The sequence below is a fragment of the Polaribacter sp. IC066 genome (genome assembly GCF_007997085.1).
Classification (GTDB): Bacteria; Bacteroidota; Bacteroidia; order Flavobacteriales; family Flavobacteriaceae; genus Polaribacter.
The window spans coordinates 38,129-51,035 of record NZ_VORR01000018.1; the positions used below are offsets into that span (position 1 = coordinate 38,129).

Here is a 12,907-nt window from a genome sequence, read left to right on the forward strand (position 1 = left end):
AATTTATTCTACAACAATCGTAAACGGAATTGAATATTTAACAGCTACAGTGTTCCCATCTTGTTCCCCGGGAATCATTTTTGGTAGCGAACTCATCGCAGATAAAACTTCCGCTTTTATATCCTCATGTGGTGCTCTTACTTGAACATCTACAATAGCGCCTTCTGTATCAATTTTAAATCCGATAAAAACTCTTTTCCTTCCGGTAGTCAGGCCTAATGACTTTGGTAAATCAGCATCAAAATTTCTTGAGAAATGCTTTTGAACACTTTTAGAAAAACAATCTTTATCGCCAGATTCACAACCAGGAAACGTTGGTGCTTTATCAATTGTCATAAAAGAAGCTTCTTTAGTTTCTGTGACTATTTCTGTATCATCATCTCTTTTCATTTTAGAAAAATCTATAATAGTTGCTAAAACCTTTCTATTATTTTTTCCTTTAAATATTTTATGTGTGTACATATCGGAAAACTTACTTTTCACACTTTTCTGAATTTTATCCATTACTTCATCATATTCAGATTTTTCGTTTAAAGTAAGACCACTATAAGCAACCTCTACTCCTTCAGGTTTTCCTATACCAAAATAACTATCTAAATAAGTTTCTTTTTCACCTTTACTAGTTTCTATACCTTCCTTCATTTCGAAGTATCTTGTCTGCAATTCTTTTTTACTCTCAACAATATCTCCTGCCGAATTTTCTGAACATGAACTATAAATAAGCATACTTGCCAATACAGGAACCAATAACAAATACTTTAACTGATTCATTTTTTTTGATTGTTTTTTAGTCATCATGATAATTCTTTTTTTAATTAATGATTGTTTATAAAATTGATTGACAAACGCTATGTTTTCAACCTGAAAATAGTTGGATAATAAATTGTTGATATAAATCTCTTTGGCTTCTTTTTTGGAGACAATACCATCCGAAATATATTCATGCAATAAGGTAATTCTCTTTTGATACAAATAAATCATCGGGTTAAACCACATGACAATTTTTAAAAACTCGAAGAACAATAAATCGATTGAATGTTTTTGTTTGCTATGCACCATTTCATGTTGAATGATTTTTTCTTGTTGCGAAAACGGAATTTCTTTACCCAGAAATATATAGTTAAAAAATGAAAATGCTTTGGTTTGGTTTGGAATAAAAACCAGCGTAAAATCATCTTGCTGTTCTGCCTTATATTTTTTAATTAAGTTGATGATCTTTCCTAATTTCATCAAAAATAAGATCGAAAAAAAACAAACTCCCAACCAAAATAAAATAGAAATATAATTGATAGAATCATTTAAATTACTGCCTTGCATCACTTTTTGAATTGCTTTTTCTGGCGATAAAAAAATCTCTGGCAAATACACAATATATTCTTGTGGTACTGCTTTTTGAAAGCTTGGTATTTTTATCAACGGAATTAAAAAAGACAAAATTGGTGTACTTATCAAATACCACCTGTTTTTTGTAAAGAAAGTTTCTTTGCTTAAAAAGAAATCATAGATAGCTAAAAATAAGACTTGAAATAAGACGACTTGAAGGATATAATTGATCATAAGTTTATTTTTTTTATTGCTTTCACACTGTCACTTCGAGTGATTCCGCTTTTTTGCGGAATTGTATCGAGAAGTAATTTGTTGTCCCTAAAAGTTCTCGATACAAATTTTTCGTTCCTCAAAATTCACTCGAACTGACATTAATTTAAATTTTACTGCAAACTGAATACTAAAAAATTGTTTACTGATTCTTATTCACTTCTTTTAAAATAGACTCTAATTCAGTAATGTCCATATTGTTTTCTTTTACAAAAAAGGAAACCATACTTTTAAAAGACCCATCAAAATAACCATTCATAATTTTGTGTAAACTTTGGTTACTATAGGTTTCTTTGTCAATAATAGGATAATATACATACCCTCTCCCCTCGGCTTTATGACCCACAAATTCTTTAGTTTCTAAAATTCTAATAATGGTAGAAACGGTATTGTAAGCAGGCTTTGGTGTCGGTAATTTCTCAATAACATCTTTTACAGAAGTTTCTTGTAAATCCCACAAAACTTGCATAATTTGTTCTTCTGCTTTTGTTAATTGTTTCTTCATAATTTCAACTAATCTTTTAGTTTGATGTGACAAATATAACTAAATAATTAGTTCAAACTAATTATTTAGTTCAAATTTTAACAGAAAAGGGTTTGTTCATTAAAATATCCTAGTTTTAACCTTAAATTTTAATTCTTGCCCCGCAAAAAAGAATATCCAAAAAGTTTCGTCTTTACAAAGACGAAAGGGAGAAGTAAGCTGTTCATTAAAATTCCTGCTTTTCGATAAAAAGATTGCTTCGTACTCGCAAAGACGGGTTTTCACAAACACAAGTTTCAAAAAACAAAAAACCAAGAACAAATATTTATATATTTATTCTTGGTTTCAATTAAAATTATAAAAACGCAGTTTTTATTCTTTCTCTGCCATTTTCTTTACATAATCTGTAATAATTACAATTTGTGTCGGTCCTACTTTACCTTCAATATAATTGGCATTTTCATGATCTAAAGAAATTCTTCTTACGGCAGTTCCTTGTTTTGCAACCATGCTAGAACCTTTTACCTTTAAATCTTTTATCAAGACAACAGAATCTCCTGATTCTAAAATAACACCGTTTGCATCTCTATGAATTATTTTTTCGCTTTCGTCTAAATGATCTCCAGATTCTTTAGCAAAGCGTACATCATCATCTTCTAAATACATCATATCTAACAAATCTTTTGGCCAGCCTTCATTTCTTAATCGAGAAAGCATTCTCCAAGCAACAACTTTTACAGCTCTATGCTCACTCCACATAGAATCATTTAAACAACGCCAATGGTTTGCCACAGTCTCCTCTACACTATCAATTTGAGTTGTACATGTTTCACAAGCTAGCAAACTGCCATCTACACCACTGCCACCAACCGTAGATGTTGGTTTTACTTCATACACAGATACATTCTCTTTTGAAGTACATAATTCGCATTGATTACCACTTCTGTTTTCTAAATCTTGTTGTAAACTCATTGTTGTTTTTTATTGATTTTGGCAAAAGTAGTGTTTTATTTGAAGCTATTTCCTGCTTTCACTACTCGCTTTTTTTATCCCAAAAAAGGGAATAAAAAAGAGCTCAAACAAACCGTTCAATCAGGGCTAGAATTGCATATTTACTAGTTGCCTTAAAAAAGGGTTATTTTATTTCTAAAGAAGTAAACTTAAAAGAAGTTCCGTCAAACAATCCTTTATCAGATAATTTTAAAGACGGAATAACCAACAATGCCATAAACGATAAACTCATATAAGGGGCTCGTAATTTACTTCCCATTTGTTTTGCCATTGTATCTAATTCCGCATACGATTTACCAATTTCTTCCGCAGATAAATCAGACATAATTCCGGCTACAGGTAAAGAAACAATTTTTTCTTCGGATGCATTTATAGCACAAATTCCTCCGCTATTTTCAATAATTAAATTTACCGCTTTACAAATCGCTTCATCAGAAACTCCAATAGCAATTATATTATGCGAATCGTGCCCAACAGAACTTGCGATTGCTCCTTCTTTGATTCCGAAGTTCTTGATAAATGCGATGGATGGTTTTGCGTTTTTGCCTGCCTGTCCGGCAGGCAGGTACCGATTTACAACCGTCATTTTTAAAACGTCCGTTGCTTTATTCGAAACTAAATTACCATCCACAATTAAAGAATTCGCTTCAATTTGATTCGTTACTAATTCGCCATCTAAAGCTTCTATCACTCTAATTTTTTCTGATGAAGATTCAAATCTAAAATCTTGAACCTTCTTTTTATCTGTCTTAAAATTATTTAAGATTTCAAACGGAACGGACTTCACAAAACTTTCTCTGTTTTTGGCTACTAGTTCTCCGTTAATATAAGTTTCTAAAACATTGAAGTCTTTTAAATTATCAACCATAATAAAATCTGCAGCATCACCTTTTTGTAACAATCCAACGTCTAAATTATAATGTTTTACTGGATTTACACAAGCTGCTTGCAATACTTTAAAAATATCAATTCCTTTGGCAACCGCTCTTTCACAAAGCTGATTAATATGACCTAATAATAAATCGTCTGGATGTTTATCATCAGAACAAAACATCATATTTTGATAATGTTCTGGTAATAAAGCGATCAACGCTTCAAAGTTTTTTGCAGCAGAACCTTCTCTAATAATTACCTTCATTCCTTTTTGTAATTTCTCTTTTGCTTCCTCAAAAGAAAAACACTCATGGTCTGTAGAAATTCCTGCAGAAATATATTTAGTAGCATCTGCCCCTCTTAAACCCGGCGCATGACCATCAATAGGCTTATTATTATTTTTTGAATGTTGGATTTTTTTCAGAACTTCATCATCATCAAACAAAACGCCGGGGTAATTCATCATTTCTGCCAAATATTTGATATCAGGATTTTCCATCATCAATTTAATATCGTCAGCATCAATAATCGCTCCTGCACTTTCAAAAGAAGTGGCTGGCACACAACTTGGCGCGCCAAAATTGAATTTTAACGGAACTTTCTTTCCGTTTTCAATCATAAAATCAACACCTTTTACACCCAAAACATTGGCAATCTCATGCGGATCAGAAACGGTGGCAACAGTTCCATGAATTACTGCGATTTTAGCAAATTCAGAAGGAACTAACATAGAACTTTCTATATGGATATGTGCATCTACAAAACCGGGTAAAATAAAGTTTTCTATAGTGTGATTTACCTCCCGAATTTCTAAAATCTTACCATTAGTAACTTCAACTTCTCCTTTAAATATTCGTTTGTTAAGTATATCAACTATATTTCCTTGTACAATCATTTGCTTTCTATTTCTGCAGCAAACTTACAAAGAAAAACAGCTTATTCAATAGGATATATTTTCACCTCTTTACCCAACCAACTTTGTAGTTTATTATATATTTTTTGTTGCTCTTCTTTAGAAAAATCTTTAATTCTTGTACCGTGATCTCCTCCTTTTAAAACCATTTTTAAAGCATCTACTGCTGGCTTCGGATTTGGCGCACAGGCTCCCCAAGGATCATTAGCTCCATAAATATACAGCATGTCATTTCCATTATTTTCTATGTAATCTCTCACTTCATTTATATACTTTGGGTTGTATGTTAAAGCAACATCTTGCGGCGCAAAGCTCATTAACGAAGTTGTTTTTACAAATTTTAATACGTCTTTAACGGGTGTAAAATCATAACCATAATAACCCAATTCTGTCATGTTTTGATAAAAAGAAGGTAAATAATGATAGACTCCTGCATCCGAAAATAAATAAAAACCGCTTACTTTTTCTAAATATGTAAATAATTCTTTTGGGTTTGCGTTTTCATCCGGTATATCGTCACAACTACTTCCCCATTGCCAAAAAGAAAAAGGAAACTCTAATACTGCATGCTCGAGTGCTTCATCGATAGACATTGTTGTAAAAGAAATATTCTCTTCATCCGCATAATTTTTTAACGCCACCATAATTTCCGTTCTATTTTTCAAAACGGCTCTTTGAAACTTTTTAATATTTTCTCTGCATTCGATACTGCCAATAGAATTAATGAAGGCTGTAGTTCTTTGGTCTTGTTTTGTATTAGCTAATGGAGCAACATAAGGCACAGCAACATCAATATCTTTTGGATATTTAGATTTGTAAATGATTGCTGACCCTCCTCCTTTACTTATTCCTGTAGATAACCATTTCTTTTTATAAATCCCTTTTAATTTGGTTACAATAGCATGATAATCTGCAACTGCTGCATCATTATTTAAGTACTTCCATGGTATAGAATCTGGTCTCGATTTTCCGTAAAAACGATACTCCACTTGTATTTGATTTGCTTTTAACAGCGTACTTAACTCATAGGTTTTACGCCTAGCATTATAACCCTCTGTTACTAAAACGGTTGGATTGTTATAATCTGAGTGCGACACATATATATGATGGTCAAACGTTCCTGCTTTTAAGTTTTTATGATCTAAAGGTTGTTGTAAAATCAACTCAAATGCTTCTGTAAAATGATCTGCTATTTTTATTGAATTTATTTTTGCCTTGGGAAACAAAACCTCTAAATGCTCTTTAAAAGTTAAACCCTCTACTTCTGATTTTGCAGTAGAACAAGAAACCATTGCTACATTTACAAATAGCAACAATATTATTTTTTTTAGTGTTTTCATTTTTACAATTTTTATTTTCTAAAATTAGATGAAGTAAGGCAATTTAACGGATACCTTTTTAACCCAATATTTGTCTAAACTACAATAAACCACGATAGTTTGTTATAAAATTGAGCCTTTTCGTTTTGTAGCCTATAAAAAACCGCAGTGAAAAAGATCAATTTATAACTTTATCTTTATCTTTATTTATTTTTATAAAAATATTCGGCTAAATAATCATTTCAAAACTATTTTACTCAAAACTGCAAATAATAAAAGTTGTTGTGATGTGCATTCTAAACTTTATCTTATTTTTAGTTCATGGTAGAAAATGCAAACGAAATAACTTCAAAAGAAGCTGAAAAAATTCTTTTGAACCTATATACAATTCAAGGTAAAGCGTCTAGATTACCGGGTGAAGTTGATGCTAATTTTAAAATAAAGGTTGATGATAAAAATCAATATATTTTAAAAATTAGTTCTAAAAATATTGATGAAAATGAATTGGATTTTCAGCAACATATTCTCCACTATTTAGCAGATAAAGATGCTTCTTTAGAATGCCCTAAAGTAGTTTTTGATAAAAATAAAAATGCTATTTCTAAAATCAGCATCGATAGCGAAACAATTCTAAAAGTTCGCTTATTAACTTGGATTGATGGCAGAGTTTGGTCTTCTGTAAATCCGCAATTAAATGATACACGCTTTAGTCTAGGCAAAAAAGCTGGTGAAATAACAAAGAATCTACAAGGATTTCAACATCTAAAAGCCGAAAGAAATTTTGATTGGGATATCGCCCAAGCCATATGGACAAAAAGTCATTTACATCTTTTTAAAGCAGATGAAAGAGGAATCCTTATTCACTTTTTACATAAATTTGAAGACAATCAAGAAGAATATTCTAAACTTCGAAAAAGTATTGTGCATAATGATGCAAACGACAATAATGTTTTAGTTTCTGAAAACTTAATCAATCCTAAAGTAACGGCAATAATCGATTTTGGTGACGCTATAAAAACACAAATCATCAATGATGTTGCCATTACCTGTGCGTACTCAATGATGCATCATCATGATCCTTTAGAAGCAAGTTTACCAGTTGTAAAAGGCTATCACGCTTCTTTTCCTTTAGAAGAGAAAGAGTTGGAATTTTTATATGTTTTAATTGCCATACGTCTCGTAATTTCTGTAACCAAATCTGCCATTAATAAAATTGAGCATCCAGAAAATGACTATTTATTAATTAGCGAAAAACCTGCTTGGAATCTATTAAAAAAATGGATACAGGTATCCGAAGATTTTGCACATTTTGGCTTTAGAAATACTTGCGGATTTTCTGCACATCCAAATCAGCAAAAATTCGAAAATTGGGCTAAAGCGCATACTTTTTCTTTATCAGAATTATTCCCAACAATCAACAGAACTGAAATTCACCATTTAGATTTAAGTGTCGCTAGTTCATTTGTTGGGCATCAAAAAGAGTTTAATAATTTAGACTTATTTCAATTCAAAATTGAGCAATTACAAAAAGAAGTTCCGAATAAAATTCTGTCTGGCGGTTATTTAGAACCTAGAAATTTATATACCTCCGCAGAATATGATACTGTCGGAAATTACGGAAAACAAAGTAGAACCATTCATATAGGAGTCGATTTCTGGTTGCCAGAAAATACCCCAGTTCATGCGCTCTTTGACGGGGAAGTTGTGATGGTAGAAAATGATGGTGGAGATAAAGAATACGGGGGTTTTATCGTTCTAAAACATCAACAAAAAGACTGGTGTTTTTATACTTTATATGGGCACAATACACCAAAAAGTGTTTTAAAACATTCACTTGGTGCTATCATAAAAAAGGGAGAAGAAGTTGCCGTTTTAGCAAATTATCCTGAAAACGGAAATTGGGCGCCTCACCTTCATTTTCAAGTCATGTTGTCCTTGTTAGATTATAAAAATGATTTCCCTGGAGTTGCGTATTTTAACCAAATTAAAGTTTGGAAAAGCGTTTGTCCTGATCCTAATTTATTATTTAAAGTAGATGGTTATATAGAAAATTTAATTGATAATTCTGATACAATTCTTACTCAAAGAAAAAACTATTTAGGCAAAGGAATGAGTTTGCAATACCTAAAGCCGTTACATATTGTAAAAGGCTCTAATCAATATTTGATTGACAAATTTGGACGAAAATATTTAGATACCGTGAATAATGTGGCGCATGTTGGACATGAAAATTTCGAAGTTGTAAAAACGGGTCAAAATCAAATGGCATTGCTGAATACAAACACGCGTTATTTGCATGAAACCATCAATGTACTAGCCCAAGAATTATTAGAAACCTTGCCAAAAGAATTGTCTGTATTCCATTTTGTAAATTCTGGCAGTGAAGCGAATGAACTTGCGATTCGAATGGTAAAAACCTGCACAAATTCTGATGAAATTATTGCAAGTGAACATGGTTATCATGGAAACACAAACGGAACTGTAAATATTTCATCGTATAAATTTGATGGAAAAGGTGGAAAAGGAAAACCAAAACACACCCATGTTTTTCCGATTCCGGATGCGTTTAGAGGAAAATATCGAGGCGAAAACACAAGCGAAAAATATGCAAATGAAGTGCAAGTTTTGATAGATGAAATTCATCAACAAAATAAAAAAGTAGGCGGATTTATCATGGAACCTATTATTTCTTGCGGCGGTCAGGTAGAATTGCCCGAAGGATTTTTAAAACAAGCCTATCAAAAAGTAAAAAAAGCAGGTGGTTTGTGTATTTCTGATGAAGTACAAACTGGCGTTGGAAGAATAGGAAAAACCTTTTGGGGTTTTCAAATGCATGATGTTGTTCCTGATATTGTTACCATCGGTAAACCTTTAGGAAACGGGCATCCAATAGCTGCCGTAGCTTGCACAAAAGAAGTAGCAGAAAAATTTGCAAACGGCATGGAATTCTTTAACACCTTTGGCGGCAACCCAGTTTCTTGCGCCATTGCAACCGAAGTTTTACGGGTTGTAAAAAGAGAAAATCTTCAAGAAAATGCACTGCTGATTGGTGATTTTTTAAAATCTGGCTTAAAAAAGTTAGCTATTAAATTTCCCATAATTGGCGATGTTCGGGGTCAAGGTTTATTTTTAGGCATCGAATTGGTTGATAGCGAAATGAATCCGCTTGCGGAAAAAACAGCTTATTTAATCAATAGAATGAAAGAATTCGGAATTTTAATGAGCTCTGATGGCCCAGATCATAACGTCATTAAAATAAAACCACCCATTACTTTTACCATAGAAAATGCCAAAGAAGTTATCTTATACTTACAAATGGTATTTGAAGAAGACTTTATGAAACAGATTTAAAATATAAATCTTACATTTATACACTATAATTTTTAACCCATTACAATCATGTCTAAAAATTTATTTTTACTACTTTTATTAAGCATTTCTATCAACATAAATTCTCAAAAAAAAGAAGAAAAACCCAAAGAATGGGATGTTAACAATCCGCATAAAGATTGGCGATACAACTCTTTTAAGTTAAACACTACCGAAGGAACTTGGATGAATTTAGATGTTTCACCCGATGGTAAAACGATCGTTTTTGATTTATTAGGTGACCTTTATAAAATGCCAATTACGGGCGGAACAGCAACCATTTTACGCGCTGGTTTGGCGTATGAAGTGCAACCAAGATTTAGTCCAAACGGCAAATACATTTCTTTTACAAGTGATGCAGAAGGTGGTAATAATATTTGGGTGATGACTGTGGATGGCAAAAATGCAAAATCCATTACCAAAGAAAAGTTTAAATTATTAAACAATGCCGTTTGGACGCCAGATGGTAAGTCTTTAGTTGCCAGAAAACACTTTACTTCTCAACGCTCTGTGGGTGCAGGTGAAATGTGGCAATATCCGCTTTCTGGTGCGGCAGGATTGCAATTAACCAAAAGAAAAAACGATCAGCAAGATGTAAATGACCCCTCTATTTCTTCTAATGGCAAGTATTTATATTATGCAGAAGACATGTATCCTGGAGGTTCTTTCCTTTATAATAAAGATCCGAATAAACAAATTTATGTTATTAATCAATACAATTTTGAAACTGGAAAAACCGAAAGAATTACTGGTGGTCCTGGAGGCGCTGCAAGGCCCGTAATTTCTAAAGATGGGAAACTATTAGCCTTTGTAAAACGGGTACGAACAAAATCAGTTTTATACATTCATGAACTAGAAACGGGTAAAGAATGGCCTATTTATGAGAATTTAAGTAAAGATCAAAGTGAGGCTTGGGCTGTTTTTGGGGTGTATCCTCATTTTTCTTTTATGCCAAATGACAAAGACATTATTATTTGGGCACAAGGAAAAATCAACAAAATAAATGTTGAGAGCAGACAAATTACAAATATTCCTTTTCAGGTTGATCAAGAAATTAAATTAGCAAAAACACATCACGTTAAAAGAAAGGTTTTTGAAGAAGAATTTACTTCAAAAATGATTAAAAATGCGCAAACTTCTCCTGATGGAAAAACAATGATTTTTACTTCTTTAGGACATATTTATAAAAAAGAATTGCCAAACGGAACACCAACAAGAATTACAACTTTATCTGACTTTGAAGCAGAACCTAGTTTTTCTGCGGATGGAAATTCTGTCTTATTTGTAACTTGGAATAATGAAACTTTAGGCGCTATTTATAGAGTAAATTTAGATGGTTCTAGTTTGGAAAAGATAACGAAGGAAAAAGGCATTTATAGATCGCCAACGCATAATAGTTCAGATTCTCACATTGTATATCGCAAAGAAGCAGGCAATGGAGACCAAGGTTTTGATTACACAAAAAAGACAGGTCTTTATATCGCAAATGCTGATGGAAGCGAGCATAAAAGAGTTTCTGAAACTGGAGAATTTCCAATGTTTTCTGCGGATGATAAACGTATTTTTTATCAGACTGGAGGTTCATTTTTTGGAGGTTTAACTAAAAAATTAAAGAGTGTTGATTTAAATGGAAAAGAAGAAAGAAGTCATTTTTCTTCAAAATTAGCCAACAGATTAGTGCCAAGTCCTGATAATAAATGGATTGCTTTTATTCACTTACACAAACTATTTGTTGCGCCTTTTGTGATGAATGGTAGTGAACTTAACCTAGACCAAGAAACTAAATCTTTTAATGTAGAAAGTTTGTCTAAAAACGCCGGAATCAATTTGCACTGGTCTGCAGATAATAAAAAAGTACATTGGACTTTAGGCGATGCCTATTTCTCAAAATCTATTATAAATAATACCACAGATCCGTTTGCAAAAACAAATGTAGCAGCAGCAGAAGAAGTTGAGATTAAAATCAATTTAAAAGAAAAGTCTGATGTTCCTGAAGGAAGAATTGCCTTTAAAAATGCACGGATTATTACCATGAAAGGAAATCAAATTATTGAAGATGGAACGATCATCATCCATAATAATAAAATAGAAAAAGTAGGTACAACAAGTGCTATTGATATTCCTTCGGATGCAAAAGTATACGACATGAATGGCAAAACAATTATGCCAGGAATGGTAGATGTACATGCCCATGTTGGTGCCTTTAGAAACGGATTAAGCACACAAAAACATTGGCAATTTTATGCAAATTTAGCTTTTGGCGTGACCACTTCTCATGATCCTTCTGTAAACACGGCAGCCGCTTTTACTTTGGAAGAAATGCAAAGAAGCGGCGAATTAGTAGGACCGCGACTATTTTCGACAGGATTTATTTTATACGGAGCTGAAGGCGATTTCAAAGCCGTTGTCAATAATTTAGACGATGCGCGTTTTGCCATTGCAAGAACAAAAGCATTTGGCGCAAAATCGATTAAAAGTTACAATCAGCCAAGAAGAGAACAGCGCCAGCAAATTATGCAAGCAGCCAGAGAATTGGGCGTAAATGTGGTACCTGAAGGCGGCTCTAATTTCTACTCTAACATGAGTATGATTTTTGATGGGCATACAGGAATTGAGCATAATATTCCCGTAAATCCTGTTTATAAAGATGTTATTTCGCTTTGGAAAAACAGTAAGACTGGCTACACACCTACTTTAATTGTAAATTATGGTGGTATGAATGGTGAGTTTGAATGGTATCAAAAAACCAATGTTTGGGAAAACAAAACTTTGCTAAAATATACACCTAGATATGTGGTGGATTCAAGATCAAGACACAGAACGATGGTTCCTGAAGAAGAATATAAAAACGGACATGTTTTAACCTCTGAAACGGTTACTGCTTTGGCAAACGAAGGTGTAAAAGTAAATTTAGGTGCACACGGACAGTTGCAAGGTTTAGGTGCTCATTGGGAATTATGGATGTTACAACAAGGTGGTTTATCGAATCATGAAGCCTTAAAAGCTGCCACAATCAATGGCGCTGGCTATATTGGTGTTGCTGATGAATTAGGTTCTTTAGAAAAAGGAAAATTAGCAGATTTAATTATTTTAGATAAAAATCCTTTAGACGATATTAAAAATTCAAATTCTGTCATTTACACCATGGTAAATGGTCGTTTATACGATATTAGTACGATGAACGAAGTTGGGAATTACGACAAAAAAAGAAGCAAATTTTACTTTGAAATGGAGGGCTATAATCAAGGTGTTCCTGTGAATATGGAAACAAATAGTTTTACAACGCCAACTTGTAGCTGTCATTAATCAAAGGCACTACTTGTATTATGTTGCGGACATTAT

7 protein-coding genes are annotated in these 12,907 nt (G+C 32.7%); 2 read left to right on the top strand and 5 right to left on the bottom strand.

The genetic code is table 11. The features are described 5' to 3' along the window. Positions 1–3: 3 nt before the first annotated feature. From ES044_RS08080 to ES044_RS08100, 5 genes are all read right to left on the bottom strand, one after another. Entirely contained in the window at positions 4–1,557 is a 1,554-nt protein-coding gene (locus ES044_RS08080) for a M56 family metallopeptidase (protein WP_147118167.1), read from the bottom strand. A gap of 181 nt (positions 1,558–1,738) precedes the next feature. Further along, a complete protein-coding gene (locus ES044_RS08085) occupies positions 1,739–2,101 on the bottom strand; it encodes a BlaI/MecI/CopY family transcriptional regulator (RefSeq protein WP_147118166.1) in 363 nt (120 codons plus the stop codon). Between the two features lie 351 nt (positions 2,102–2,452). Next, positions 2,453–3,052 (bottom strand): PhnA domain-containing protein, encoded by a 600-nt coding sequence (locus ES044_RS08090; protein WP_147186993.1) that lies wholly within the window; start codon positions 3,050–3,052, stop codon positions 2,453–2,455. A gap of 163 nt (positions 3,053–3,215) precedes the next feature. After that, a complete protein-coding gene (ade, locus tag ES044_RS08095) occupies positions 3,216–4,859 on the bottom strand; it encodes an adenine deaminase (protein WP_147186995.1) in 1,644 nt (547 codons plus the stop codon). Positions 4,860–4,900: 41 nt separating this feature from the next. Further along, positions 4,901–6,217 (bottom strand): S28 family serine protease, encoded by a 1,317-nt coding sequence (locus tag ES044_RS08100; protein WP_147186996.1) that lies wholly within the window; start codon positions 6,215–6,217, stop codon positions 4,901–4,903. Between the two features lie 300 nt (positions 6,218–6,517). Between ES044_RS08100 and ES044_RS08105 the strand changes: the two genes are divergently transcribed. Together ES044_RS08105 and ES044_RS08110 are read left to right on the top strand one after the other, a co-directional pair. Further along, positions 6,518–9,547, top strand: a complete 3,030-nt coding sequence (locus ES044_RS08105; RefSeq protein WP_147186998.1) for an aminotransferase class III-fold pyridoxal phosphate-dependent enzyme — start codon at positions 6,518–6,520, stop codon at positions 9,545–9,547. Between the two features lie 48 nt (positions 9,548–9,595). Further along, positions 9,596–12,871 (top strand): amidohydrolase family protein, encoded by a 3,276-nt coding sequence (locus ES044_RS08110; RefSeq protein WP_147187000.1) that lies wholly within the window; start codon positions 9,596–9,598, stop codon positions 12,869–12,871. The last annotated feature ends 36 nt before the right edge of the window (positions 12,872–12,907 follow it).